This window comes from Sedimenticola selenatireducens (genome assembly GCF_007625115.1).
In the GTDB taxonomy this organism is placed as follows: domain Bacteria; phylum Pseudomonadota; class Gammaproteobacteria; order Chromatiales; family Chromatiaceae; genus Sedimenticola; species Sedimenticola selenatireducens_A.
Genome location: NZ_VMNH01000024.1, coordinates 56,563 through 81,851 on the forward strand (window position 1 = coordinate 56,563; position 25,289 = coordinate 81,851).

Here is a 25,289-nt window from a genome sequence, read left to right on the forward strand (position 1 = left end):
ATTTCACTCAACTCCGATGTCAGCCCAGTCTAGTAACAGGCTTTCCAGTTGCATCTGTGTGTTCAATTGTGCCCCAAGAGTTCGATTCGCCTCAAACAGTCGATCCATGAGTGCATATAATCTCTTAGAGTTTACCTTTCGGGACAACGCTTGCAAGCGTTCCCTTTGGTCAATATTAATAATAGCGGCAGATTCTGATGCGATCTTAACCCGAATCAAATCAATCACCCAACCGCTAAACCATTTAACGACACTCTTTTGATCAAGATTACTCCAGCGCTGCGCGATCCCGATGGGATCATCGGTCTTTTTGAATATGGCCGTAAGCTCCTGAATCATTTGTGCTCGTTCTGCGAGTACCCCATCATGGGCATATTCCAATGACAGCAAGGGCGCACCAGAAGCAAGTGAGAGCAGTAATGCCGTATCAGCAGCACCCTCTAGCCGATTATTGAGCCATTCGGTAGCAATAGCTGTATCCGGTGGCATAAAGTGATACTGCTGGCAGCGACTGCGAATAGTCGCGGGTAGTCTTCCTGCATTAGCCGTTACCAGGATCATGACCGTGCGATCTACGGGCTCCTCCAGTGTCTTGAGCAGGCTGTTAGCCGCCGCCGTGTTCAATGCGTCAGCCGGTTCGATGATAATAGCCTTATAGCCCCCAGACTGACTAGTGAGCGAACCACGCTGTGTGAATGCCCTGATGACATCGATTTTGATCCCCTTTCCAGGCTCTTCAGGGGTAATTAAGGTAAAATCCGGGTGCGTATCTGCCTGAACAAGTCTGCAAGCTTTACAGGCGCCACAGGGCATTCCATTATCTTGTACATCGGTGCATAACAACGATGCCGCCAGCAAATGGGCAAAATGTGACTTGCCAAGGCCTGCGCCGCCCGTTAACAGCAAGGCGTGCGGAAGGCGACCACGCTGCTTAGCATCGTAGAGCCTTTGCCATTGATCCATCTGCCACGGCAACAGTTTGTAATCCTTAATTAAGTTTAGCTCAGTCATTCAGATTGCCCTGCACCTGAATAAATTCAGTTATTGCCCGCTCAATCTGTTTTTGAACTTGTGACAATGAGACTCCGGCATCAATGATTCTTACGCGATGCTGATCACGCTCGGCAATTTCCAGGTAGGTGGCCCTCACCCGCTCAAAGAAGGCATTCTGCTCAACTTCAAATCGGTCAGGCTCAGATCGCAGACCGGCTCTGTCCAATCCGGTCTGAACGGGAAGATCCAGCAGTAGGGTTAAATCCGGGGCAATACCTTGTTGAACCCAAGTTTCAAGGTGTCTGATTCGTTCCATATCAATACCACGCCCACCGCCTTGATAGGCGTAGGAGGCATCTGTAAAACGGTCACAGAGTACCCATTTCCCCTGATTCAATGCGGGTAAAATCAATCGGGCCAAATGTTCTGCTCGTGCGGCAAACATCAGCATCAGTTCTGTATCACTGGCCATACCGGTATGCTTATGGCCCAGCAGGAGATCGCGAATATCCTCACCCAGTGCCGTACCACCCGGTTCGCGGGTGAATACCACTTCGATACCCGACTGCTCCAACAGATCACGAATAAAGGCCAGGTTTGAACTCTTTCCTGCGCCTTCACCTCCTTCTACTGTGATGAACTTGCCACGTTTGATCGTCATTCTGATTTATCTTTTTAGCTGATATTTTCTGACTGCACTGTTGTGCTCGGCCAAAGTAGCAGAAAATTGATGATAGCCGTTACCTTTAGCCACAAAATAGAGCGTGTTCCCCTTGGCTGGATGGAGCACGGAATGGATGGCATCTGCACCAGGCAAACTGATCGGAGTTGGCGTCAGGCCCTTGTGTACATAGGTATTATAGGGTGTGTCTTCCCGCAGATCACGGCGCCGTATATTGCCGTTATAGCGATCGCCCATGCCGTAGATTACCGTGGGATCGGTTTGTAACAGCATGCCCTTTTGCAGTCGCCGTATGAAAACACCCGCTATCTCAGGACGCTCTTCCGCCTGGCCGGTCTCTTTTTCAACAATGGAGGCGAGTATAAGCGCGTCATAAGGTGTCTTTAGCGGGAGCCCCTGTTCACGCTGTGCCCATTCATTGGCAAGATAGGTTTCCATGGAGTTATAGGCCCGCTTTAAAAATTCGCTATCTGTGGTTCCCTTTGGAAAGTGATAGGTGTCAGGTAGAAAGCGCCCCTCTGGCTCTATACCGGGCAACCCTAGCCGTACCATGACTTCCTGACTGGTGAGCCCTTCCAGCGTCTGTTTCAGTGACTCATGGCTGTTTACTGCAGCCAGCAATTCTTTAAACGTCCACCCTTCCACGATTGTTAGGGCATGGCTCTTCACTTTGCCTGAGACGAAAAGATTGATAAGTGCTTTAGGGGTTATACCCTTATTGAGTGTGTACTCCCCTGCCTTGAGATTTCCAGCCTGTCCTTCCCATCGGGTCATTAGCTGAAAATATAAGGCACTCTCCAAATAGCCTCGCTTTTCCAAATCTATTGCAACCGCAGAGAGAGAAGAGCCTGTTGGGATTTGGTAGGTAACCTCACTGGCAGGCAATGCGAGGGGATGTTCACTAAAGGTATTAATACTCATCATGAACCAGGCAATAGCAAAGCTGCCACCAAGGATAACGATTCCGAGTAGACGATGAATCATAACACTGGCACTACCAGGCAGAGTTAACGCTGACGATCAGCACATATTGCTTATTCATGATTGAAGGCCTCTGACATTACCGTAGTGGTGAGTATTTCCGGGATTACGTCAATGGAGAACTCATGTCCTGAGAGTTCGCGTACTGGCCAGAGACCTATTAACGAATTGGTTACAAACAGTGCATCTGCACTCCACAAATCTTGTACAGAGATATTATCAACGGTCACTGGTACTCCTAACTTTTCCGCCGTTCGCATTACCACACCTTGCATGACGCCAGCTACACCACAGCGACTGAGATCAGGTGTAACAAGACGACCATTTTGCATGACAAAGAGATTGGAAAAGGTCCCTTCGATAACATAACTGGCCGAATCCATCATCAAACCCTCTTGAATGGAGGGATCATTCCACTCAGACCGAGCCATGACTTGCTCAAGTCTGTTTAAATGCTTAATCCCTGCAAGGGTCGGATTCCATCCCAGGCGAGTTGAGCAGAGCCTTGCTACGATCCCTTTCTGATAATACTCAGCCGGGTATTCTTGCATTTCACTCCAATTGACAATTCGGGTGGAAATCGATTCTGACTGCGGGGTGTAACCTCTTCCACCAGGACCGCGTGTGACGATCACTTTTATTACGCCGTGATTTGCAACGCCAATCTCTTGCCGCACTTCATCGTAGAGCACTGAACTGTCTGGAGCCGGTATATTCAGTCGATGGCAACCACTCTGAAGTCTCTCCATGTGCTGGTGCCAGAGACAGGGACGTCCATCACGGACTGTCATTGTCTCAAATAGACCATCACCATACTGCAAGCCCCGATCAGTCGCTGAGATCTGTGTTTCAGTTTTACCGTTGATCAGCAAGCGCAATCCCCAATGTCAGACACTCAATAAAAAGGACCTTGATTGTAACGTCTAGATTGTTTATCCGAAAATAAAAAGCGCCTAATAAATAGGCGCTTTTTATTCAGTACAGAAGCGGAGAAGCTCCGTTCGTTTCTATCAATCAGTCATACGACGGAAGGCCAGAGTACCGTTGGTGCCACCAAATCCAAACGAGTTGGAAAGCGCCACATCAATCTTCATGGCCCTTGCGGTATTCGGTACATAATCAAGATCACAATCAGGGTCCGGATTATCCAGGTTGATCGTAGGCGGTGCCACTTGATCACGAATGGCTAAGGCGGTGAACACCGCTTCAGCACTACCCGCTGCACCTAACATATGACCGGTCATGGATTTGGTTGAACTGACTGCCAGTTTATAGGCATGATCACCAAAGGCCCGTTTAATACCCAATGTCTCTGCGACGTCACCCGCCGGCGTAGACGTACCATGGGCATTGATATAATCAATCTCTTCCAAATTAATGCCACCATCTCTCATGGCCAGATGCATGCACTCGCTGGCACCTTCACCACCCACTGAGGGGGCTGTCATGTGATAAGCATCTGAATTCATGCCAACACCGACGATCTCGGCATAGATATTGGCACCACGCGCCTTGGCCGACTCGTACTCTTCCAGCACCATGACGCCAGCGCCATCACTGAGTACAAAGCCATCACGATCTCTGTCCCACGGACGGCTGGCTGCTTGTGGGTCATCATTTCGGGTCGACAGTGCACGGGCCGCGGCAAAGCCGCCGAGTCCAACAGGCGAGGTAGCCATCTCTGCACCACCTGCAACCATTGCATCCACATAGCCATGACGAATCAATCGTGTCGCCTCACCAATGTTGTGTGTACCGGTGCTGCAAGCAGAAACAATTGAATAGTTCGGGCCTTTCAATCCGTATTTGATTGAGAGGTTACCGGCAACCATGTTAACGATATTGGCCGGTACAAAGAACGGTGATATTTTTCTTGGACCGCCATCAAGATAAGCGTGATAGCTGTTCTCAATCCCGGTAATACCGCCAATACCCGATCCAATGGCGACGCCAATGCGAGGGGCATTCTCATCAGTGATTTCCAGGCCAGAGTCTTCAATCGCCTGAGAGCCAGCCGCGATACCATAATGGATGAACTTATCCATTTTTCGCACGTCTTTCTTTGGCACATACTGAGTGACATCGAAACCGTAGATTGGACCGCCAAAGTGGACGCTGAAAGGTTCAATATCAAAATGGGTAATCGGTTGAATACCACTCTTGCCTGCAAGAATATTCTCCCAGGATTCTTTTACTGTATGTCCAACTGGTGCAACCATACCGAGCCCAGTTATAACAACCCTTCTTCCAGACATCAGAGACCTTCCCCCTATTGGGATCATTTTAAAGCAAAAAAGCCGCAACCAGTCGCTTTACGGCTGTGCGGCCTTGAATCAAACAGGCTAGAGTAAATCAACTATGAGCGTTGATGTACTCGACGGCCAGTTTAACGGTGGTGATTTTTTCTGCGTCTTCATCTGGAATTTCAGTACCGAACTCTTCTTCCAGTTGCATGACCAGCTCGACTGTGTCAAGAGAGTCTGCACCCAGATCGTCCACAAAAGAGGCTTCTAGGGTCACCTCGTCTTCAGATACACCCAGCTGTTCAACAACTATCTTCTTAACACGTTCTTCGACAGAGCTCATGTTCTTAAATTCCTCCGGTAAAAAAAGATGGTCGGCTTGTCACACGACCGACGGGTATTGTATTCATCAAACCTCAAAAGTTCAAAGCAAATTGGCTCTTTTTTGATATTCGATTAAATAATTATTAAAACAACAAGTTAAACCACGTAGTTAATGTTTTAAGACACCAAAAAACATTAGGGTTTACCCCATATACATGCCGCCATTTACATGTAACGTCTCACCAGTGATGTAATCTGCTGCTGCTGACGCAAGAAAAACAACGGCATTTGCGATCTCTTTTGGTGACCCCAAACGACCTAGCGGGATATCAGAAAGCATTTTTTTATGCAGCTCTTCTGGTAACTCGCGTGTCATATCTGTGTCAATAAAACCGGGTGCAATAGCATTCACTGTGATACCGCGCGATCCAACTTCGCGGGCCATCGATTTGGTAAATCCAATCATACCCGCTTTCGCCGCCGCATAATTGGTTTGTCCGGCATTACCGGTAGAACCAACCACAGAACCGATGCTGATGATACGGCCCTTACGTGCCTTCATCATTGACCGAAGGCACGCTTTGGACAATCTGTAGACAGAGGTCAAGTTGGTATTCAGGATTGAGTCCCACTCATCATCTTTCATGCGCATGAGGAGATTGTCGCGTGTAATACCCGCATTATTTACCAATATTGTGGGGGCGCCAAATTGCTCAGTGATTGTTTTAAGTACCGTATCAATCGATTCGGGGTTGGTTACATCCAGAACCATACCCAACCCTTTGATCCCGGCATCAGCAAATCGTTTGGAAATTGCAGCGGCACCATTCTCAGACGTCGCTGTACCAATAACAGTTGCACCTTGTTCGCCCAATCCGGCCGCTATCGCTTCACCTATTCCACGACTTGCACCAGTTACCAGTGCAATTTCATTCTCTAACATGTAACTCTCCAATCGTATTACAGATCAGTTAATACCGGGCCAGTACGGAGCCCCAGGTGAAACCACCACCAAACGCTTCCATTAACAAGGTTTCACCGCGTTTGATTCGGCCATCGCGCACAGCAACATCAAGTGCCAAAGGTACAGAGGCTGCAGAGGTATTACCATGATCGTGGACTGTAACAACCACCTGATCCATCGGCATTCCAAGTTTACGTGCTGTAGCCTTGATAATTCGAATGTTTGCCTGATGTGGAATCAACCAGTCCACGTCAGATTTCTGCATGCCATTCTTGTCCAATGTCTCGTCGACAATTCGTCCGAGCGTATTGACGGCCATTTTAAAAACTTCATTCCCTTTCATTTCAACAAAGGCCGCATTCTGTCTTACGACATCATACCCTTTGGAGACACCCTCAGGGACGTGAAGAAGATTGGCATAGTCACCATCAGCATGCAGATGGGTAGAGAGTATGCCGGGTTCATCACTCTTTTCAATGACAACCGCACCTGCACCATCGCCAAATAGAATACAGGTGCCACGATCTTCCCAGTTAAGAATTCTTGAAAATGTCTCTGCACCGACAACCAGTGCACAGGTAGCATTACCTGCGCGAATAAAGTTATCGGCCACACTAAGGGCATAGATAAAACCGGTGCAAACAGCCTGAACATCAAAGGCAGCGCAGCCATGGATATCCAGGCGACTCTGTAATAGACAAGCAGTACTGGGGAAAATCTGGTCGGCTGTAGTCGTTGCAACCACAATCAGATCAATATCTGAAATACTTTTTCCGGATGCCTCAATGGCGTTACGTGCGGCCTTTTCTGCTAAATCACAGGTAGTTTCACCCTCTACTGCGATATGCCGTTTATGAATGCCTGTTCTCTCCCTGATCCATTGGTCAGAGGTGTCAACCATTTTGGCAAGGTCATCATTTGTGAGAACATTTTCTGGCAGATAACTGCCTGTACCGATTATGCGGGAATACGTCACTCGTTTACCCTTTTTTCAAGTTGGCTTTCTACACCGTGTGCGATTCGCTCTGGCACATTGGTGTGAACTGCTTTTTTCGCCATTTTAATTGCGTGATTGAATGCCAAGATATCTGCACCACCATGACTTTTGATTACAATGCCCCGTAAACCCAAAAGGGTGGCGCCATTATACCTGCGTGGATCAATTTTCTTCTTGAAGCCGTTCATAACAGGGATGGCCAGCACACCTGCCAATTTCGTAAAGAAATTACGTTTGAATCCGCGCTTCAGATAGTGGGCGATCATTTTTGCCACACCCTCTGCACTCTTCAGGGCAATGTTGCCTACAAAACCATCGGTAACAACGACGTCGACATCACCACAATAGACGTCATCACCTTCTACATACCCGATATAGTTCAAGGAACTATTATTCAACAGTTCATGGGCGCGCTTAACCTGATCATTTCCTTTGATCTCTTCTTGGCCAATATTCAGTAATCCAATCCGCGGATTGGAAATCTCTTCATCCAATGAGTTAACCAACTCACTGCCCATCACTGCAAATTGGAAAAGATGATCTGAGGTGCTCTCCACATTTGCTCCCAGATCAAGCACCCAGGTATGTCCCGAAATGGAAGGAAGCGCTGAGATAATGGCTGGACGATCAACATTAGGTAACATCTTGAGTACAAATCTGGCTGTTGCCATCAGTGCGCCGGTGTTACCGGCGCTGACACAGGCATGCGCCTGCCCCTCTTTTACAAGGTCGATGGCCACTCGCATCGATGAGTCTTTCTTGCCACGTAGCGCTCTGGATGGCAACTCATCCATCGCTACTTCTTCAGAAGCTGGATGGATGCGCAAGTGTTCACTGAGTGAATACTGACCGAGATGTTGTTTTATTGCCTCTTCCCGTCCAACAAGGATCAGATCTACATCGTTATCTTTTTTAAGAAAATCGATCGCAGCTGGGACAACGACAGAGGGGCCAAAATCCCCTCCCATCGCATCCAAGGCTATCGTTATCCGATCAGTCACTTCAGTTTCCTCGGGGACGCATAAAAATTTCTTTTACAGGCGCTAAAATACACAACCGCCCCTTCGGGACGGTTGTGAGGTACAACAATCGACTACCCACGGTAAAGAGGGGTTATTCGCCCTTACCGCTAACAACCTTACGGCCACGGTAAAAACCGTCAGGAGAGACGTGATGACGAAGATGGGTCTCACCAGAGGTAGGATCGATGGAGAGTGTTTTACCCTCAAGTGCATCGTGTGAACGACGCATGCCACGCTTTGAAGGGGTTTTTCTATTCTGCTGGACCGCCATGGTTCAAGCTCCTGATATACAATAAATACAATAAAATAAACTACTTATCAGATTTTAATCCAGCCAGTACGGCAAATGGATTCGGTTTATCCGATAGATCATCTTCCTGTTCATCCTGTACTTCATCAGCTGGGTTATTCCAGTCAATGCTACAGGCATGTTCTTCGTGCCTTGGTACCTGCGGAATCGCGAGAATTAACTCATCTTCCACCAAATCTAGCAGCCGCAATGTATCCTCTTCAACCCATACAGGGTCACAGGACTCAGGCAAAGTGTCGGCTTCTTCAGGTACCTTAACTACCGCCAGATCTAGTCCGGCATCCACCGGATATATCATTGCGCCAAGGCAGCGCTGGCATTCCAATACCAAATCCGCCTTCACTAATCCTTTAATTCGCGCCCGATTTCGGTTATCCCGATAAAACTCAATACTGAATTCAGCCTGCCCAGTGGCGTCTAGCAATGCCTCACTCAAACGCCCAAGTTTGGCTAAATCCACCGTTCCTGAATAGGCCGCTCCCTGGGTTGCAAGGCGCCTTGGATCAACGTTTTCAGGCAGGCGTGATGACATAAGCGCGCAATGATATTACGAGACGTAGTAAACGTCAAAAAAATAACACCGTCTCGGAGCTTAGATCATTCTGCGACTCAAATTGCCATGAACACTGGGAGAGGACCGCCGGCAACTAAATTTGTTTAATTCCTGGTGAATTTGCTATTAATGTCCGACCAAGGCCAGCAGCACACCCGCCGCTACGGCTGACCCGATGACACCCGCCACGTTAGGCCCCATGGCGTGCATCAGTAAAAAATTGTGATGATTTGACTCAAGTCCCACTTTATTCACTACCCGTGCCGCCATAGGTACCGCCGATACACCTGCGGCACCAATCAGGGGGTTAACTTTTCCGCCTGTCAGTTTGCACATCACTTTTCCCATCAAAACACCCGCGGCCGTACCAATGCAAAAGGCCACTGCACCCAGCGCCAGAATGCCGAGGGTATCAAGGGTAAGGAATTTATCTGCCGAGAGTTTTGAACCGACTGCAAGGCCCAGAAATATAGTCACTATGTTAATGATTTCATTCTGTGCTGCCCGGCTAAGACGATCTACAACCCCGACCTCTTTTAATATATTGCCGAACATCAGCATGCCTATCAGTGGGGCCGCTGAAGGAAGAAACAGAATACAGAGCAGCAAGACCGTAAAGGGAAACAGTATTTTTTCCAGACGACTCACTGGACGGAGCTGGGACATGACAATATTGCGCTCTTTTTCTGTCGTCAGCAGTCGCATAATTGGCGGCTGGATAATAGGGACCAACGCCATGTAAGAGTATGCTGCGACAGCAATCGCCCCCAGTAAATCAGGTGCAAGTCGGGATGCGAGAAAGATTGCCGTAGGACCATCCGCCCCCCCAATAATTGCAATTGCCGAGGCATCGGCCAAAGAGAAATTAAAGCCTGGGATGAAATTGAGTGTCAGCGCCCCTAAGAGGGTGGCAAAAATACCAAATTGAGCGGCGGCACCCAGAAACAGGGTCGAGGGCATTGCGATCAATGCACTGAAATCAGTGAGTGCACCTACACCCATGAAGATCAGTAACGGAAATATCCCCGTCTCAATGCCGGCACTATAGACATAGTAGAGGAGACCTCCGGCCTCTGCGATTCCCGCCTCGGGGATATTGCTCAATATTGCCCCAAAGCCAATGGGAAGTAATAACAGCGGTTCGAATTTTTTAGCGACCGCCAAATAGATCAAAAGACAACCCACCAACATCATTAAGAGTTGGCCCCAGGTCATATTGGCGATTCCCATCGAATGCCAGAGAGCTTCAGCGCCACCCATATCAGTCAAACACCACGAGTGTGTCGCCGACTTGCACAGTGTCACCTTCCTTGGCTGCAATACTGGCGATTACACCTCCGCGAGGTGATCTTACCTCCGTCTCCATTTTCATCGCCTCCATGATCATGATGACGTCCCCCGCCTTGACAGTTTGACCGACTGCCACCTTCACCTTAAATATATTACCGGCAAGAGGGGCCGGAATTGTCTCACCTACAGAGGAATCAGCGACCGCTTTTGGTGCGACATGTTGAATCTCTCCGCCAGCGGATACGGTGACGTTATAATTCTTTCCATTAACATTGACCGTATAAGCCTCGGGTCCTGAAACTGTCGAGGCTTTTGCTGTAGGTGCTGCCACCGCTGCTTCCTCACAAAGCTGAGGTGCGGGTTCAAAAGCGTCAGGATTGTCCCTGTTCTCTAGAAACTTGAGACCAATTTGGGGGAACAATGCGTAGATCAGGACATCGTCTTCCAGTGAATCAGCAATGCGTATCCCCTTCTCTTGTGCAATCTGTTGGAATTCGGTGGTCAGTTTTTCCATTTCGGGTTCGAGCAGATCGGCGGGACGGCAGCAGATCGGGTCTGAGCTATCCAGCACCCTGGCTTGTAAGGCCTTATCAACGGCCCCAGGGGTGGCGCCATATTCGCCCTTGAGTACACCTGCAGTCTCTTTGGTAATATTCTTATAGCGCTCACCATTAAGGACATTGATGACCGCTTGCGTACCGACGATTTGCGACGTCGGTGTGACCAACGGGATGTAGCCGAGATCTTTTCTTACACGAGGAATCTCTTCTAAAACGGCATCCAGCTTATCAGATGCACCCTGCTCTTTAAGTTGGCCTTCCATATTTGTCAGCATGCCGCCGGGTACTTGGGCAACCAGAATTCTGGAGTCAACGCCTTTCAGCGCACCTTCGAACTTGGCGTATTTTTTACGTACATTTCTGAAATATGCCGCGATTTCTTCCAGCAGATGGATATCCAATCCTGTGTTTCTTTCTGTTCCTTCCAGAATTGATACCACAGACTCCGTTGGAGAATGACCATACGTCATGCTCATTGAAGAGATGGAGGTATCGACCATATCCACCCCGGCTTCGGCAGCCTTGAGAATGGTGGCCGTACTCAAGCCCGTGGTGGCATGACAATGCAAGGCAACAGGAATTGAAACCGTCGCCTTAATCTGACTGATCAAATCAAAGGCCACATAGGGCTTCAGCAGACCCGCCATATCTTTGACACAGATTGAGGTTGAGCCCATATCCTCGAGCCCCTTGGCCATATTCAGCCAATAAGCCGTATCATGAACAGGACTTACCGTATAAGAGATAGTGCCCTGGGCATGCTTACCCACTTTCAGGGTGGCTTTTACCGCGGTTTCCAGATTGCGCAGATCATTCATTGCATCAAAGATACGGAAAACATCCATCCCGTTGGCAGCAGCCCGCTCTACAAAACGCTCCACAACATCATCCGCATAGTGGCGATAACCCAATATATTTTGAGCGCGGAACAACATCTGCTGTGGGGTATTTGGCATGGCCTGTTTGAGTAGACGCAGACGCTCCCAGGGGTCTTCACCCAAAAAACGAATACAGGAGTCGAATGTGGCGCCTCCCCATGTCTCCAATGACCAGAATCCGATCTGGTCGAGCTTGGAGGCGATTGGCAGCATGTCATCAATTCGCAAGCGTGTGGCGAAGAGTGATTGGTGGGCGTCGCGTAGAACGACTTCGGTAATACCGAGTTGGGTGTTAATGCTCATGGGATTTCACTTTACTAGAGTGTTATACGCAAAGATCGCTTTATTTACTTACAGTATAAAAAGCGTCCGCTTGATTACTTGGCTCGATAACGGCTAATAGCCGCAGAGATAACTGCAATGATCTCGTCACCCTCATTTGCTGATGGTGAAAGGGTCATTTCTGACGCGAGCTTTTCGCGAGGATCATCCTTGAACAATGTCTTGGCTAAATAGGAGACCCCGCTCATTGCCAGAACCAATACAGTCAGGAAGATAAAGACGCTTCCCATGCCTAACAGCATCAGGTTCACACCCTCGATCAACAGATTGGATACTTGCATATGAGTCAGCCCCTTTTTGCCTAGAGTTACTATCGATGACGTTACGACGGATAGTTAAGTATTAGCAAAGACTTAATTCGGTGAGCATTTCTATGGGATATAGGGCGCTTTTGTCAAGTCTACTTAAATTATATGGTTTTATATCTCATTGATATTCTTTGTGTATATCATGAATAGATGTTTAGTATTGAAATGTTCAATGCTTTTTTTCAATGTATATGGGTGTATTAAAAATGTCAATACATTGCAATATAGCGAAGATAGTGCAAAGAAATTTACTGGACAGTATCGCTTTATTTTGTCCCTTTCGAAACGGTAATTTGATAGTATTAGAAAATAACTATTTACCCTCACACCATCCGAAAACTGACACCGATGAACAGTTCAAATGATGCACTCAAGCAAAGTCACTGGCCAAAGATTGTACTGGGGTCAACCTCCCCTTTTCGTCGAACATTGCTGGAAAAACTACGCATTGATTTTGAGGTCGATTCACCTGACATTGATGAGCGACAACAAACGGGGGAATCACCAGAAGCGCTAGTGATGCGTCTTGCGACTGAAAAAGCACAGGGGGTTGCAGAAAGACACCCAGAAGCACTGGTTATCGGTTCAGATCAGGTGGCCTGTATTGGTAGTCAAATCCTTGGAAAACCAGGCAATCGTGAGAATGCCATCAAACAACTCGCAATGGCATCTGGCAACAAAGTCACCTTCTTCACAGGTCTCTGTTTGCTCAATAGTGCCTCAGGTAATAGCCAAGTCATCTGCGAACCCTTCACAGTCTATTTCAGGAAGCTATCTCTTCAACAGATTGAACGTTACCTTGATGCGGAGGAACCCTACAACTGTGCTGGGAGCTTTAAATCAGAAGGTCTTGGCATTGCGCTATTCAGTCGACTGGAAGGCGATGATCCAAACAGCTTGATTGGCTTACCGTTGATTCGCCTGATCAGTTTTCTTGAGAAGGAAGGGATCTGCATCCCCTGATCCCTGTAAATTCTAATCGGAAGTATACGTTGAATAGCACCATACAGAAGAGCATTCGCAAACAGCGACACACCCTGGGCAAATTAATACGTCCCATTCTGGGTAAAATAGCTGCGGCTTGCGCAGAAGCATGGCCTGATCGATACGCCCTGAATGACGTACTCAAAAAGCACGTCCCAGAGCTTCCCTATTGTGCCTATATCTATGCGCTGGGAACAGATGCCATTCAGGTTTCAGACAATGTCAACTCAAACGGCTCCTATCCTGAGCATTACGGAAGAAATCGCTCTGAACGCCCTTATCTCAACAGCATTTATCCTGCCGTGGATTATCTTCTCTCGGAAGCCTATATCAGTTTGCTCTCAGCCCGCCCCAGTATTACTGCCATTCAGCTGGTGAAACGTGATGGAAAGGTGATTGGCTTGATTGGAGCTGATTTTGACTTGCGCGATCTGCCACTGACCCAACAACTCTACGACGAACCAGATCAGTGGCGTCAGATGAAAGGAGACCCCTCGATTCGTGGCCTGCTCTTTCAGCAGACGCGCGTAAAAAGTGTATTGGACAGTCATATTGATGAAGTGATGTCTATCTGTGAAGAGCTGATGGCTCATCGCGGTGTCTTTCACGGTAAACTCCACTTCTCCAGCAGCAGGGCTACGCTGTGGGTTATGGATGACCCCTACCGCTATCGTATTCTGGAAGTTGAGGATTTAATTGATCCCGATATCTGTCTCGCCTATCCGGTTAGACCCTATCCTGAAAACGCCCATTTGCCACAGAGCGCTATAAAGAAAATCCTGGAAGGATTTAAAAAATTACGCTTAGCAGATGAGACGATCTATCTCCGCTCAGGCTCAATCAATATCTTCAATGGATTAGTCGGTCTCAACTTCTCTTGTGATGGCTCTCACTATATTCCATGGGATGATTTTCTGGATTCCTCTAACGCCTTTTGGTCAGGTGCGATCGCCTCTACTACCCGGCCCGTTGAAGAAGAGCCGTCTTAAAGTGTCACTGATTATTGCGAATAGAGTGGGATCATAAGTGAACGCTACTGTTCTTTCTTAATCTCGCGAAGTCGCTCCAGTACTTTCATGGCACGATCAATTCTACTGGCAATATCCGCACGTCCCTCATCCAGTTTTTCTGCAGACTCCCAAACTGAAACAGCCTGATCTATCTGTTCATCCCGATAAAGCGCATCACCAAATTTTATTAACTTCTCTACCCGTTGATCTCTGACGGCCGTCACCTCTTTAAGGAGAGTAATTGCTTCGCTATCATTCGGTATTAATTTGAGCAGACGTTGTAGACTATGGATGCTTTCTGGATAGTCCTCTTCATCACGCAGTGTTTTGGCCTGTGCCAACAAACGATCCCGTTGCTGTGATAAGTTTCGCTTTGCCCGAACCGCTTCCTTGCTTTGTTGAACACTTTTTTCTTCGGCACGTGTTTTTTTGATTTTTGAGAGTAGATGGGCACTCTCTTTGGTCGGTTTGATCTCTTCGGACAACATCGTGCAGGCCTCGGCGAGTGCTGGGTCAAGATGCAGATGCATCGAACCACAGGAGATCAAAGAGGCGACTTTTGATTCTAAAAGCTTCGTCCAAAAAAGTAGCCGGGATCGGGTAATCAGGTTCTCAGAATCAATTTTTGCCAAACGCTCAAGATGGGGAAGTTTCTGTTTCAAACTACGCGTTTCAAAGACCAGTATCCAGTCCTCACTATTTCTTTTTTGCATGGTCCAATCACGTCTTATCTCCGCCTCAAGACTTTCAATCTGCTCATCCCTCGGCTCAGTACCCCCCTTTTTTCTGAGGAGTACCAGTGCCTCTGACCACTGCTCTTTCTGTTGAAGCGTCCGAGCCTGTTTAATAAGTTCAGCTGTCGATAAAGTACGCTCAGGTTGCTCCTGTTTTGTTTCCAGCACTGTACAGCTAGTCAGCAGACCCATCAAAACCAGTAAAACCAGACGCCTCATGAAACCGCCTCCATTGGCAGTATTTTTTCCAGACTATCTTGAAATCTTGATTCAGCAAGAAATGAATCACTGTCAATTAAATAGGGGGTGACGAGTTGTCGGCGCCCTTTAACTCTTACGGTCTCCTGAGGCGTCACTCTCACCAATGCGCTAATACCTGGCTGGGACAGCGTCTCTTCAGTGACCAGTATCTGACCGGGTGTACAGATATCACATATTCTTGAGGTTAAATTGACTGCATCGCCTACAACGGTGTACTGCATTCGCTCTGCACTGCCTAAGTTTCCTGCCAGCATTTGACCACTATTAATGCCAATTTTGAACTGTACCAGTGGCAATCCCTCTTTTGCCCGCTGGTGGTTTATCCGGGTTGCAATTTCCTGAATCAGCACGGCACATGTAACTGCGTGCAAACCATGTGAAAAGTCTGATTCGGGCACGCCAAATAGGATCATTACACAGTCGCCGATAAATTTATCCACGGTTCCGTTACAACTGTCTGCGGCAATTGAGAAGTAACTGAAATATTGGTTGAGCAGTGCACCAACTTCTTGAGGAGACAAGTCTTCGGACAATTCAGTAAAACCCACCACATCACAAAACAGCACACTCCCCTCTACAGTAATACCCCCTAGTTCGCTGCCATCAGGCTGATTTAACACTTGATGGGCGATTGTCGGTGAAAGAAAACGCGAGAACGCCTGTTCAACCTCTCGCTTCTTCTTCATGCCATCGGACATATGCTGAAAGGCATCCAGTACGCGCCCAATCTCATCTTTTCTGGCACCCGCGATGGGGGCTTGCAACTCTCCACTATCAATCGCCTCGCCCACTTTAACCAGCTGATAAATTGGCCGACACAGTCGGTGCGCCAGTGGAATAGCCAGCATGGCACCTATAAAGATAAGCCCCAGCGTTGTCGTAATCAGTGCGCCGGTCAGTGCACTGAGTTGCCGTTCCAATGGACCTTGATCAATGCTGACTACCGCAAAACCAGCCGTAACATCTTTGAATATAATATGGCTTAAAAACGAAACCGCATTAACATAAGGCGTGTTCCACGGCAGTTGCTCTGTATGTACATCAGACTGGGTGAGAGAGAGAATGTCACCGATGGGTGAGATACCCGCGCTGGCCTTAATGTTGCCATTAAGGTCAAACACCTGCATACCCAAAATCAGCTTCGTCTTTTCCTGCTGCCGCACCAACACCTGGAGACTCAGATCATCTCCCGCCAGGAGTGGCTCCCCGGCGGCCAGTGCCAATTGATCAACAACAGTCCGACCCAAAATATCATTCTGCTGTCGATAGGTATTGGTTTGCTGATCGATTAGGAACCAACCCAGCAAACCCATTACTACAGAGACAAAACAGGCAATTATCAACGACCACTTCAATGCCAAGGGTAACGATGAGTTTTCCAGTCGTTTAGTCAGGTTTTTCATGAAGGGAAGATGTTGTGTCCTGGCATCGCCAGTCGATGGCTTCCACCGATTCTACCATGTATATAGACGCAGAATAGGGATATTAATTCTTACCTGGATTATTATCGAGGATTGAGTAACCCAATAAGTGATAGCAGGCTAACCGTTAACTTCGCAGTTATCCCCCACAACAGCTCCCCCTCATATCGCTGAAAGTGGATCACTGGAATTACTGAATCACCACTTTTCAATCGGCGCCAACTGATTTGGTGATTGGCAGGATCAGCCAACCATGAGACGGGGATGCTAAAGACACGACTGACCTCACGGTCATCAAGCACCAGTGTGACTGGCCAATTGATTTGAGCAACGACAGGCGTCACGAGAAAATTACTGATGGTGTGATAGGTTTTAAGTGTCCCCAAAATCGAGACATGAGCAGGGTCCAGGCCAATCTCCTCCTGCGCTTCTCGCAGTGCTGCGTCAAAGGCATCACGATCTACGTCATCCAGCTTTCCCCCTGGGAATGCGACCTGGCCACTGTGATGTTCGTCATCCTCATGTTCAGAGCGACGGATGAAAAGGACACGCCATTCACCATTTTCGCAAAAAAGCGGTATCAATACTGAGGCTGGTGAGGGTGGCCGATTGAAGAATCCCTCTGGATAGACAACGGGCTCAGGAACTCGCTGGCCTTTCTCAGCCAGAACTCTTGAGATAGCCGTGCAGTCCAGATCAAATTTAGTCATCCACTTGAATCCATCTCAGCAACTAATTCACCTAACATCTTAACGCCTCTCTCCATTTTAGCATTTGGACAGTCTGCATAATTCAATCGGATGTGATGGGTGAACTTTCCGGTACTCGAGAATAACTCTCCGGGAGCAATACCCACACCTCGTTCCATCGCCCGCGTGGTGAGTTGCATGGAATCCACTTTTTTAGGTAACTCAACCCACAATAGATAGCCACCCTCAGGATGTGAGACGCGTGTACCTTCTGGAAAATAGCGGGTTATCCATTCCAGCAAATAATCCCTGCCCCGCTTATAAATACCGCGCATCTTTTTTAAATGCCGGTCATATCCACCACGTGCAATAAAGTCTGCTACCGCTAACTGTGGCAGTGTAGCTGAACTCATACTCGAAATGTATTTCATGTGCATGACGCTGCTGGCATATCGCCCTGGCGCTACCCAGCCAACACGCAGACCTGGGGCCAGCGATTTTGAAAATGATGAACAGAGAATAACCCGCCCTTCCGTATCAAAGGACTTGACCGTCCTCGGGCGCGGCATCTCATACGACAGATCACCATAGATATCATCTTCGATCAGCGGAACATCATACCGATTCAGTAACCCCACCAGTCTCGCCTTCCTCTCATCCGACATGGTATATCCCAGTGGATTATTAAAAGTAGGGGTAATCAGGCAAGCCTTTACTGGCCACTGTTCAAAGGCCAGTTCTAAAGCGGTCAGACTGATCCCCCTCTCTGGGTGAGTGGGCAGCTCAAGCGTTTTAAGACCACAAGCCTCGATGGCCTGCAGTGAGCCATAAAAACTGGGGGAATCGACAATCACTGTATCACCAGGAGAGGTAATGGCACGCAGACTACTCGCCAGAGCCTCTTGGCATCCCGAGGTAATAATCACTTCATCAGCAGAAAGGTTGCAACCGGAATCCACAGCAAGGCGGGTAATCTGCCGGCGTAACTCATCACAACCAAATATATAGTCGTAAGAGAGTCCCCTTAACTCGCCTTTTCGGGTCAGCGTGGCTAATGAGCGCTGCAGGGGTTTTAGCGTCCCAACGGATAAATTTGGAACGGCACGCCCCAAAAAAAGCACATCCGCATTCTCTCCCTGATAGAGCACATGAAACACCTTGGCCCAGGTGCTTGTCTCTTTTGGTTTGGCAGAGTATTCCGGCATGACAGGTAGATCGAGCAAGCGTTTTTGTTGCTGCGTAACAAAGTGCCCCGATTTGGGCCTTACCTCGGTGATTCCACGCTGCTCAAGAAGCATATAGGCCTCCTGAATAGTGGATATACTAAATCCCATCTGCTCACTGAGGTGGCGAATTGAAGGCAAGCGATCGCCTGTTTTGTAGATGCCCTGAGCAATCTGCTCACTGACTGTTTGGGCTACCTGTTCATACTTTTTCATAATTACCAGCACAGATGAGAGATATATTTACCTGTACAGACAGTAATATAGATATCTGTACTGCAATACTATTCATAATATTGAATCTGTAATGATTACAGAGTACCCCATACACTGTGCTTCAATCAACAGGCATCAGGAGCGGATATGGAACTCACTCTATTCAAATTGACTTCGACCACACGAAGGTGCATTCAGCACATCCCTTTAGCCGTACAGCTGACGATCTGGTACGAACGCTACCGTCAAAGGCGGGCCCTTTTACGACTGGATGATCGGATGCTTAAAGATATCGGCGTAAGCCGCTGTGAAGCTGAGCAAGAGTCAGGAAAACCCTTTTGGGTCGAATAACAAGATTTACATTTGTTTACTTGATTACGAGTCGACTCATCCTCACTATGTAGTAACAAAGAACTGAACCTGTTCTTTTGTTCGGTAGAGGATTAACTAAGGAAGACTCATGAAGAAACAGACAGCACTTTTTGCAATCACGGCCCTGCTCTTGGCAGGTTGCGGATCAGATAATCAGGCCGCAAACACCTCTGGCGAAAAAACCAGCATGGAAAAAGCAACTGAGCATGCGAAAGAATCGGCAAAACACATCGGCAATGCCGTTTCTGAATCAACAGAGGCCGCACGTCAGAAGTGGACTGAGATGAATAAAGATCGAGTAGAAACACCTTCCGGCGAGGCAGTCACAATGCCCGCAGAACAACCAAAGGCTGATATGGAAGCGATCAAGCAGAAATATGAAGAGGTTAAACAGGCAACTGTAGAGAAAACCAACGAAGTTATTGAAAAAGCTAAAGAGATGACAAAGTAAACAAGACTTACCCGTTTACTATCCTCTAAAGGCCCTGCTGACAAGTCACCAGGGCCTTTTTTATTTTTGCTCCAAAAGTGCACGCGCTGCATTATTAATCGGCGAAACCTCGCCCATCACTTCAAGATGAATGGGTGGTAACTGGCCCATTTTTCTGTTTTATCAAAAAGTGATTGGTTAGCATAAATTCATTTTTTTCAGCACGTTAACAGAACTCGGTAAGAATACTTGTGAATGGTATGGTAATTGCTCTTCGGTTCAGAGTACCCAAAACCAATCCTTTATTGCAGGTAAGTACATATGATCGAAGCCGATAGAAACAAACTGGGAATTTTTCCAAAACTCCTTATCGTTATGGTTTTTGTGTCCACAATACCGCTTGCGCTGATCTGGTATGCCACATCACAGTCTACGGAACATCTGGTTAACGAACAGGTCAATCAACGCCTCTCACAAACCTCATCAACACTCAGCAGTTATATCGATGGCTGGGTAGAGATGAACGTCCGCATGCTTAAACAAAATTCTGATATTCCCGCTGTTACCAGCATGCAGAAGGATCAGCAAACCCCCATTCTTAAGATAATTAATCAGCAATATGAGTGGATTTACCTGGCTTTTACGGTAGCTATCAACGGCGACAATATCAGCCGGAGTGATGACAAACCACTCACAAAATACGGTGATAGAAGTTATGTGCGCCAGGTTCTGGGTGGCAAGCCATTGGGCCAACAAGTACTGGTGGGGAAAACGTCCGGAAAGCCAGCACTGGTATTGGCAACCCCCATTAAGAATGGCGGTGATAAACCTACCGGTATTCTCGCCATTGCGATGACCTTGAAAGAACTGTCCAGCAAGGTGGTAGATGCCAAGATCGGATCAACCGGTTACGCCTTTCTTCTTGATCCAGATGGTCGAGTGATTGCCCATCCTTCTAACGAATACACCAGCGAAAGAAAAGATATGAGCAGCCACCCGGCCTATCGCGGACTCATGTTTGACAATAATAATCACATTGACTACATCGATGAACAGAACAATCGCGTTATCAGTTACTCCAGCAAAACACCGCATGGCTGGATTCTTGTTGTACAACAACACTATGCAGAAGCCTATGCCTCACTTGAGAAAACCAATCAGAATGCACAGGTTTTATTAATTGGTACGGTTTTACTGGCCTTTACCATTGCCCTGATAGTTTCAGGCCGCTTAATCAAACCAATAAAACGATTAACCCATGTGGCCGATCAAGTCAGTCGTGGTGATTTTTCTTCAGAGTCCGCTGACAACCAACGAAAAGATGAACTTGGTGATTTGGCGCGAGCCATTGAACGCCTAGGTCAAAGCGTGCGCTTATCAATGGAACATTATCAACGTCAATAGATGACACTGTACTTTGCTCTTTGATTTTCGCTGATAACAGTACGAGTAGACCTATGCCACAACAAACGAATCAGACTCTTCAGGGACTCGTCTCACTGATAAAGCGACACTGCTTAGAAAATGACACGGGCACGCTCTTCTTAATAACAGAAAAGAGTGCGACCATAAAACTCGTTATTGATGAGGGGGACATTATTGCGCTTTCATACCAGTCAATAAGAGGAAGCGATGCCCTATTACCAATTAGCCAACTACGCAGTTGTAAGACACGTTTTTACAAGGGTGTAAAACTATTGCCCACTACTCAAAAGCTACCATCAACAGACGTTATTCTTGATGAGTTGGAGGGTATCACTTATAACCAAGATACAACTCAGTTTCTTCCTTTACAACAGAACACAGTTGATGCGGCAAAAGGTGTCGGGCATGCGCTTCAATCGGTTCTGGCCATAGTAATTGAAGAGACAACTGAGTTTATGGGGCCTTTTGCTTCAGTGTTGTGTAAAAAATATATGGGAGAGTTGAGTGATCCCCCCACCCAAGATCAGATCCATACGGTACTGAGCCATTTGGCCAAGGATATTCGTGACGAAGAAAAAAGCATGCAACTCGAACGAAATATAATGCTTCGATTGAAATAGGGTTACTGTAACAGAACACTACCCGTTATTTTGAAATTGTAATCTGCATGCCTTCCATGCGTAGTGCCACCATCACGGCATGCGCTTGTGCCTCTGTTATAATTACACGTTTCAGGCTTTTAAAAATACTTAACTGATCAAGATAAAGTTGATCAATTTGGAGTTTGCAACCCAATCCTGAAAATACACGACTGAGAACATCGGGAACATTGACATAACTCGAATCAACGAAATAGATGGCCTGCCGTTCTGGCACATAGTGCACACGGTCCATACACAGGTTAAAGAAAATATTAACTTCGCCCTCAGAGGCTGTCGCACTGACTTTTCGGTGACGCTTACAGAGAGTTTTCGCACAGTTGGAATCGACCGGACCAATCATAGTATTTCAAACCATTAAAATAAAAAAGGCTCAAATAACGCTTCTGAAACCCTTACAAATACTACGCTTGTGCATAGGGATATTTCAATAAAAATAGAGCAGCTGATATTAACGGCATCTTTTTTTAATCGTATCTACCCCTGATCAACTGGTGATTCAGGATAGGTCTTAGTATCATGTATAGTGCATTCCATCCATAGCCTATAAAGAGCATGTGAAATGAATAATCTTATTATTAAACGTGGTTTAACCCTTCTTGCAGCTATTTCGTTGATAGCGTTATCCGCAACAACGGTCGTGTTGGCAGCAAACAAGCATGTGGCAATCAGTCAGATTGTGGAGCATCCAGCACTTGATGCGGCTCGTCAGGGTATAGAGGATGAACTGGCAGAGAACGGCTATGTTGTGGGCAAGAATCTTAAATGGAGTTACGAAAGCGCCCAAGGTAGCCCATCAACTGCTGCACAGATCGCTAAAAAATTCGCTGGTGACAAACCCGATCTGGTTATCGGCATTTCAACACCCTCTGCACAGACATTGGCGGCTTCCGCTCGTGGTATCCCTCTTATATTCAGCGCGGTCACTGATCCCTTAGCGGCGAAGCTTGTTGATAATCTTGAAAAACCAGGCGGCATGATTACCGGGACCAGTGATGCATTACCCATTGAGAAGCATCTTGACCTGATCCAGGAGCTGGTGCCTAACCTTAAGAAACTGGGTGTAATGTTTAACCCAGGAGAAGCCAATTCCGTAAGCAGTGTCAATCAACTGAAAAGTGCCGCGGAAAAACGGGGTTGGGAAATTGTTGAAGGCGGCGCTGCAAAATCATCTGAGGTATTAGCCGCTGCCCGTTCACTAGTCGGAAAAGTGGATGCGATCTATGTGCCTACTGATAACACGGTGGTTTCTGCTTTTGAAAGTGTGGTGCGCGTGGGTCAACAAGCCAAGCTCCCCGTTATTGCAGGCGACACCTCATCGGTTGCCCGGGGCGCGGCGGCCGCAGTCGGCTTTAATTATTACGACGTTGGTCGGCAAACAGGTCGTATGGCAGCATTGGTGTTGAATGGTGAAAAGCCTGGCAACATTCCCGTAGAAACCGTGCAGAAGACGGAGCTGTACCTCAATGTTGGCTCCGCCAAAAAGATGGGTATTAGTTTTACCGACAACCTCCTTTCTCGTGCAGCGAAAGTTGTAGAATAAATTCCTTGTGCCATCACCGCACGGGGACCATTGCGTTTTCCGTGCGGCAACTTAAATTAATCCTATGAATCAAATTGCCTTTCTAGGCGCCATCGAGAGTGGACTGGTCTTCGGATTGGTTGCCTTTGGCGTCTTTCTTTCATTCCGCATCCTACAGTTCCCTGATCTGACTGTTGACGGTAGTTTCCCCCTGGGAGCGGCTGTAAGCGCCACCCTTATCGTAAATGGAAATGATCCCTGGCTTGCAACACTGGTGGCAGCGATCGCGGGAGCGGGGGCAGGGTTGATCACGGCTTGGTTGAATGTCCGGCTAAAAATTCTACATCTGCTTGCTTCGATCCTGACCATGATCGCCCTTTACTCGATCAATCTGCGCATCATGGGCCGGCCAAATGTGGCGCTCCTGGGTGAAGAGACACTGCTAACGCCTTTTGAAAGCGGCTCCCTCCCCTACTACATTACAACGCCTTTGGTCTTTTCAGTGATCGTTTTGATCATCTTGGTTCTTTTGGTCAAGTTTCTCTATTCAGAGATTGGACTCGCCATGCGTGCAACCGGAGCAAATCCAAGAATGGCCCGGGCACACGGTATCAATACCGGACGGATGATTTTACTTGGGATGGCAATCTCCAACGCCTTGGTTGCGATTGCAGGCGCACTGTTTGCTCAGAGTCAGGGGAGTGCCGATGTGACAATGGGTGTGGGCGTGATTGTTATAGGACTCGCGTCTGTGATAGGTGGTGAAGCCGTCATGTCTACCCGCACGATGTTACTGGCGATTATCGCCTGTTTGGTCGGCGCTATTCTTTATCGCTTAGCCATTGCCACAGCACTCAATTTGGATATGCTTGGACTCAAGTCACAGGATCTCAATTTAGTCACTGCCGTTTTGGTTACTGCGGCCATTGTATTCCCTGGCATGAAACGATCACTGAGTGGTGTGTTTACACGGGGTGATAGCTGATGATCTCACTGCGTAATATCATTGTCACTTTTGGTAAAGGGACACCTCTTGAAACGCTGGCATTAAGATCTATTGATCTGGATATAGACCGGGGTGAATTTGTCACAGTTATTGGTAGCAATGGAGCAGGAAAATCTACGCTGCTTAACATCCTATCGGGTGAAGCACTCGCGGATAGCGGCACGCTTTTAATCGATAATGAAGATTTAACCCGACGTTTAACTCACGCCAGGGCTGGACTCGTTGCCCGTGTATTTCAAGACCCGTTGGCTGGGACCTGCGAACAATTGACTATCGAAGAGAATTTGGCACTGGCTTGTGGACGTGGACGGAATCGCGGATTGACTAAAGCACTAAACACTAACCTGCGGAATCGCTTTAAGCAACAATTGGAACGGCTTGGGCTTGGTCTTGAAAACAGACTGAGTGATCAGATGGGCCTGCTCTCTGGCGGACAAAGACAGGCCGTTAGTCTGCTTATGGCTACACTGCAACCTGCCAAAATTCTTCTACTGGATGAACACACTGCGGCACTGGATCCAAAGACTGCGGCCTTTGTTTTGGAATTAAGCCGAGAAATCATTCAAGAGCAAAGTCTCACCACACTGATGGTAACGCACAGCATGCGTCAAGCGCTGGATGTTGGTACTCGTACTATCATGATGCATCAGGGCCGTATTGTGTTCGATGTCAGTGGACAACAGCGCGAAGGTCTGGATGTGCCAGACTTACTGGCACTTTTTGAAAAACGGCAGGGCGAATCTTTGACTGACGACAGTTTATTACTTTCGACCTGATCGCTGTCATTTTCACGCGTTTTTTAGGCATCGCAGCAGACACAGCCTTGAGTATTCAACGCATATCCTGCTTATCAAGATACGGATAACACCATCACTCCCGTAGGTGAGAGT

General features: G+C 47.6%; 28 protein-coding genes. 9 read left to right on the top strand and 19 right to left on the bottom strand.

The genetic code is table 11. The features are described 5' to 3' along the window. Window positions 1–3: 3 nt before the first annotated feature. The 14 genes from FHP88_RS16460 to FHP88_RS16525 all read right to left on the bottom strand — a co-directional run bounded on the left by FHP88_RS16460 (window position 4) and on the right by FHP88_RS16525 (window position 12,420). Window positions 4–1,011 (bottom strand): DNA polymerase III subunit delta', encoded by a 1,008-nt coding sequence (locus FHP88_RS16460; protein ID WP_144360193.1) that lies wholly within the window; start codon window positions 1,009–1,011, stop codon window positions 4–6. Beyond that, window positions 1,004–1,654, bottom strand: a complete 651-nt coding sequence (gene tmk / locus FHP88_RS16465; protein ID WP_144360194.1) for a dTMP kinase — start codon at window positions 1,652–1,654, stop codon at window positions 1,004–1,006. The genes FHP88_RS16460 and tmk overlap by 8 nt, the downstream gene beginning before the upstream one ends. A 6-nt stretch (window positions 1,655–1,660) precedes the next feature. Then, entirely contained in the window at window positions 1,661–2,659 is a 999-nt protein-coding gene (mltG, locus tag FHP88_RS16470; protein ID WP_144360195.1) for an endolytic transglycosylase MltG, read from the bottom strand. A 50-nt stretch (window positions 2,660–2,709) separates the two neighbouring features. Further along, window positions 2,710–3,528, bottom strand: a complete 819-nt coding sequence (gene pabC, locus FHP88_RS16475; RefSeq protein WP_186297765.1) for an aminodeoxychorismate lyase — start codon at window positions 3,526–3,528, stop codon at window positions 2,710–2,712. A 138-nt stretch (window positions 3,529–3,666) separates the two neighbouring features. Continuing rightward, complete coding sequence (fabF, locus tag FHP88_RS16480) at window positions 3,667–4,911, bottom strand: beta-ketoacyl-ACP synthase II (protein WP_144360197.1); 1,245 nt, start codon at window positions 4,909–4,911, stop codon at window positions 3,667–3,669. Window positions 4,912–5,008: 97 nt separating this feature from the next. Then, on the bottom strand, window positions 5,009–5,242 hold the full coding sequence (gene acpP / locus FHP88_RS16485) for an acyl carrier protein (RefSeq protein WP_046858560.1): 234 nt from the start codon (window positions 5,240–5,242) through the stop codon (window positions 5,009–5,011). Window positions 5,243–5,425: 183 nt separating this feature from the next. Further along, window positions 5,426–6,166 (bottom strand): 3-oxoacyl-ACP reductase FabG, encoded by a 741-nt coding sequence (fabG, locus tag FHP88_RS16490; protein WP_144360198.1) that lies wholly within the window; start codon window positions 6,164–6,166, stop codon window positions 5,426–5,428. Between the two features lie 28 nt (window positions 6,167–6,194). After that, window positions 6,195–7,163 carry a beta-ketoacyl-ACP synthase III gene (locus FHP88_RS16495; RefSeq protein WP_144360199.1) on the bottom strand — a complete coding sequence of 323 codons (969 nt, stop codon included), beginning with the start codon at window positions 7,161–7,163 and terminating at the stop codon, window positions 6,195–6,197. Next, window positions 7,160–8,185 carry a phosphate acyltransferase PlsX gene (gene plsX / locus FHP88_RS16500; protein WP_144360200.1) on the bottom strand — a complete coding sequence of 342 codons (1,026 nt, stop codon included), beginning with the start codon at window positions 8,183–8,185 and terminating at the stop codon, window positions 7,160–7,162. The genes FHP88_RS16495 and plsX overlap by 4 nt, the downstream gene beginning before the upstream one ends. A gap of 112 nt (window positions 8,186–8,297) precedes the next feature. Next, the gene (rpmF, locus tag FHP88_RS16505) at window positions 8,298–8,477 is read right to left on the bottom strand and encodes a 50S ribosomal protein L32 (RefSeq protein ID WP_144360201.1); all 180 of its coding nucleotides are present in this window, start codon (window positions 8,475–8,477) and stop codon (window positions 8,298–8,300) included. A gap of 40 nt (window positions 8,478–8,517) precedes the next feature. After that, a complete protein-coding gene (locus FHP88_RS16510) occupies window positions 8,518–9,048 on the bottom strand; it encodes a YceD family protein (RefSeq protein ID WP_144360202.1) in 531 nt (176 codons plus the stop codon). 147 nt (window positions 9,049–9,195) lie between these two features. After that, window positions 9,196–10,329, bottom strand: coding sequence for a sodium ion-translocating decarboxylase subunit beta (locus tag FHP88_RS16515; protein WP_144360203.1), 1,134 nt, complete (start codon window positions 10,327–10,329; stop codon window positions 9,196–9,198). Between the two features lies 1 nt (window position 10,330). Beyond that, on the bottom strand, window positions 10,331–12,100 hold the full coding sequence (gene oadA / locus FHP88_RS16520; protein WP_144360204.1) for a sodium-extruding oxaloacetate decarboxylase subunit alpha: 1,770 nt from the start codon (window positions 12,098–12,100) through the stop codon (window positions 10,331–10,333). A gap of 74 nt (window positions 12,101–12,174) precedes the next feature. Continuing rightward, on the bottom strand, window positions 12,175–12,420 hold the full coding sequence (locus tag FHP88_RS16525) for an OadG family protein (protein WP_144360205.1): 246 nt from the start codon (window positions 12,418–12,420) through the stop codon (window positions 12,175–12,177). A gap of 375 nt (window positions 12,421–12,795) precedes the next feature. Between FHP88_RS16525 and FHP88_RS16530 the strand changes: the two genes are divergently transcribed. Both FHP88_RS16530 and FHP88_RS16535 read left to right on the top strand, forming a co-directional pair. Then, a complete protein-coding gene (locus tag FHP88_RS16530) occupies window positions 12,796–13,410 on the top strand; it encodes a Maf family protein (RefSeq protein ID WP_144360206.1) in 615 nt (204 codons plus the stop codon). Window positions 13,411–13,439: 29 nt separating this feature from the next. Beyond that, on the top strand, window positions 13,440–14,420 hold the full coding sequence (locus FHP88_RS16535) for a PDC sensor domain-containing protein (protein ID WP_144360207.1): 981 nt from the start codon (window positions 13,440–13,442) through the stop codon (window positions 14,418–14,420). Between the two features lie 44 nt (window positions 14,421–14,464). Here FHP88_RS16535 and FHP88_RS16540 read toward each other — a convergent pair whose 3' ends face one another. The 4 genes from FHP88_RS16540 to FHP88_RS16555 form a co-directional block, all read right to left on the bottom strand. Then, window positions 14,465–15,394 (bottom strand): tetratricopeptide repeat protein, encoded by a 930-nt coding sequence (locus FHP88_RS16540; protein WP_144360208.1) that lies wholly within the window; start codon window positions 15,392–15,394, stop codon window positions 14,465–14,467. Beyond that, window positions 15,391–16,839: an adenylate/guanylate cyclase domain-containing protein gene (locus FHP88_RS16545; RefSeq protein WP_144360209.1), complete on the bottom strand. Its 1,449-nt coding sequence runs from the start codon at window positions 16,837–16,839 to the stop codon at window positions 15,391–15,393. Before FHP88_RS16545 ends, FHP88_RS16540 begins: the two co-directional genes overlap by 4 nt. Window positions 16,840–16,940: 101 nt before the next feature. Beyond that, window positions 16,941–17,567: an NUDIX hydrolase gene (locus FHP88_RS16550; protein ID WP_144360210.1), complete on the bottom strand. Its 627-nt coding sequence runs from the start codon at window positions 17,565–17,567 to the stop codon at window positions 16,941–16,943. After that, window positions 17,564–18,985 (bottom strand): PLP-dependent aminotransferase family protein, encoded by a 1,422-nt coding sequence (locus tag FHP88_RS16555; protein WP_144360211.1) that lies wholly within the window; start codon window positions 18,983–18,985, stop codon window positions 17,564–17,566. The genes FHP88_RS16550 and FHP88_RS16555 overlap by 4 nt, the downstream gene beginning before the upstream one ends. 147 nt (window positions 18,986–19,132) lie before the next feature. Here FHP88_RS16555 and FHP88_RS16560 point away from each other — a divergent pair, with 147 nt between their 5' ends. The 4 genes from FHP88_RS16560 to FHP88_RS16575 all read left to right on the top strand — a co-directional run bounded on the left by FHP88_RS16560 (window position 19,133) and on the right by FHP88_RS16575 (window position 21,832). After that, window positions 19,133–19,336 carry a DUF1127 domain-containing protein gene (locus FHP88_RS16560; protein WP_144360212.1) on the top strand — a complete coding sequence of 68 codons (204 nt, stop codon included), beginning with the start codon at window positions 19,133–19,135 and terminating at the stop codon, window positions 19,334–19,336. Window positions 19,337–19,445: 109 nt separating this feature from the next. Beyond that, window positions 19,446–19,808, top strand: coding sequence for a hypothetical protein (locus tag FHP88_RS16565; protein ID WP_144360213.1), 363 nt, complete (start codon window positions 19,446–19,448; stop codon window positions 19,806–19,808). Between the two features lie 300 nt (window positions 19,809–20,108). Further along, window positions 20,109–21,191 (top strand): cache and HAMP domain-containing protein, encoded by a 1,083-nt coding sequence (locus FHP88_RS16570; RefSeq protein ID WP_144360214.1) that lies wholly within the window; start codon window positions 20,109–20,111, stop codon window positions 21,189–21,191. Window positions 21,192–21,244: 53 nt separating this feature from the next. Next, window positions 21,245–21,832 carry a hypothetical protein gene (locus FHP88_RS16575; RefSeq protein WP_144360215.1) on the top strand — a complete coding sequence of 196 codons (588 nt, stop codon included), beginning with the start codon at window positions 21,245–21,247 and terminating at the stop codon, window positions 21,830–21,832. Window positions 21,833–21,857: 25 nt separating this feature from the next. Here the strand turns inward: FHP88_RS16575 and FHP88_RS16580 are convergent, their stop codons facing one another. Continuing rightward, window positions 21,858–22,214 (bottom strand): hypothetical protein, encoded by a 357-nt coding sequence (locus FHP88_RS16580; protein WP_144360216.1) that lies wholly within the window; start codon window positions 22,212–22,214, stop codon window positions 21,858–21,860. A gap of 219 nt (window positions 22,215–22,433) precedes the next feature. Here FHP88_RS16580 and FHP88_RS16585 point away from each other — a divergent pair, with 219 nt between their 5' ends. From FHP88_RS16585 to FHP88_RS16595, 3 genes are all read left to right on the top strand, one after another. Then, window positions 22,434–23,414, top strand: a complete 981-nt coding sequence (locus tag FHP88_RS16585; RefSeq protein ID WP_144360217.1) for an ABC transporter substrate-binding protein — start codon at window positions 22,434–22,436, stop codon at window positions 23,412–23,414. A gap of 64 nt (window positions 23,415–23,478) precedes the next feature. Further along, window positions 23,479–24,378 carry an ABC transporter permease gene (locus FHP88_RS16590; RefSeq protein ID WP_144360218.1) on the top strand — a complete coding sequence of 300 codons (900 nt, stop codon included), beginning with the start codon at window positions 23,479–23,481 and terminating at the stop codon, window positions 24,376–24,378. After that, on the top strand, window positions 24,378–25,175 hold the full coding sequence (locus tag FHP88_RS16595; RefSeq protein WP_144360219.1) for an ABC transporter ATP-binding protein: 798 nt from the start codon (window positions 24,378–24,380) through the stop codon (window positions 25,173–25,175). The genes FHP88_RS16590 and FHP88_RS16595 overlap by 1 nt, the downstream gene beginning before the upstream one ends. The last annotated feature ends 114 nt before the right edge of the window (window positions 25,176–25,289 follow it).

Bases quoted from the DNA above. Each gene is read 5' to 3' on its own strand.
- FHP88_RS16525 (WP_144360205.1), bottom strand. From the start codon at position 12,420: ATGCAAGTATCCAATCTGTTGATCGAGGGTGTGAACCTGATGCTGTTA.
- FHP88_RS16555 (WP_144360211.1), bottom strand. From the start codon at position 18,985: ATGAAAAAGTATGAACAGGTAGCCCAAACAGTCAGTGAGCAGATTGCT.
- FHP88_RS16565 (WP_144360213.1), top strand. From the start codon at position 19,446: ATGAAGAAACAGACAGCACTTTTTGCAATCACGGCCCTGCTCTTGGCA.
- tmk (WP_144360194.1), bottom strand. From the start codon at position 1,654: ATGACGATCAAACGTGGCAAGTTCATCACAGTAGAAGGAGGTGAAGGC.
- FHP88_RS16570 (WP_144360214.1), top strand. From the start codon at position 20,109: ATGATCGAAGCCGATAGAAACAAACTGGGAATTTTTCCAAAACTCCTT.
- oadA (WP_144360204.1), bottom strand. From the start codon at position 12,100: ATGAGCATTAACACCCAACTCGGTATTACCGAAGTCGTTCTACGCGAC.
- FHP88_RS16590 (WP_144360218.1), top strand. From the start codon at position 23,479: ATGAATCAAATTGCCTTTCTAGGCGCCATCGAGAGTGGACTGGTCTTC.
- FHP88_RS16580 (WP_144360216.1), bottom strand. From the start codon at position 22,214: ATGATTGGTCCGGTCGATTCCAACTGTGCGAAAACTCTCTGTAAGCGT.
- FHP88_RS16540 (WP_144360208.1), bottom strand. From the start codon at position 15,394: ATGAGGCGTCTGGTTTTACTGGTTTTGATGGGTCTGCTGACTAGCTGT.
- rpmF (WP_144360201.1), bottom strand. From the start codon at position 8,477: ATGGCGGTCCAGCAGAATAGAAAAACCCCTTCAAAGCGTGGCATGCGT.
- acpP (WP_046858560.1), bottom strand. From the start codon at position 5,242: ATGAGCTCTGTCGAAGAACGTGTTAAGAAGATAGTTGTTGAACAGCTG.
- FHP88_RS16460 (WP_144360193.1), bottom strand. From the start codon at position 1,011: ATGACTGAGCTAAACTTAATTAAGGATTACAAACTGTTGCCGTGGCAG.
- mltG (WP_144360195.1), bottom strand. From the start codon at position 2,659: ATGATTCATCGTCTACTCGGAATCGTTATCCTTGGTGGCAGCTTTGCT.
- fabG (WP_144360198.1), bottom strand. From the start codon at position 6,166: ATGTTAGAGAATGAAATTGCACTGGTAACTGGTGCAAGTCGTGGAATA.
- FHP88_RS16560 (WP_144360212.1), top strand. From the start codon at position 19,133: ATGGAACTCACTCTATTCAAATTGACTTCGACCACACGAAGGTGCATT.
- FHP88_RS16515 (WP_144360203.1), bottom strand. From the start codon at position 10,329: ATGGGTGGCGCTGAAGCTCTCTGGCATTCGATGGGAATCGCCAATATG.
- FHP88_RS16550 (WP_144360210.1), bottom strand. From the start codon at position 17,567: ATGACTAAATTTGATCTGGACTGCACGGCTATCTCAAGAGTTCTGGCT.
- FHP88_RS16575 (WP_144360215.1), top strand. From the start codon at position 21,245: ATGCCACAACAAACGAATCAGACTCTTCAGGGACTCGTCTCACTGATA.
- FHP88_RS16585 (WP_144360217.1), top strand. From the start codon at position 22,434: ATGAATAATCTTATTATTAAACGTGGTTTAACCCTTCTTGCAGCTATT.
- FHP88_RS16545 (WP_144360209.1), bottom strand. From the start codon at position 16,839: ATGAAAAACCTGACTAAACGACTGGAAAACTCATCGTTACCCTTGGCA.
- fabF (WP_144360197.1), bottom strand. From the start codon at position 4,911: ATGTCTGGAAGAAGGGTTGTTATAACTGGGCTCGGTATGGTTGCACCA.
- FHP88_RS16595 (WP_144360219.1), top strand. From the start codon at position 24,378: ATGATCTCACTGCGTAATATCATTGTCACTTTTGGTAAAGGGACACCT.
- FHP88_RS16510 (WP_144360202.1), bottom strand. From the start codon at position 9,048: ATGTCATCACGCCTGCCTGAAAACGTTGATCCAAGGCGCCTTGCAACC.
- FHP88_RS16530 (WP_144360206.1), top strand. From the start codon at position 12,796: ATGAACAGTTCAAATGATGCACTCAAGCAAAGTCACTGGCCAAAGATT.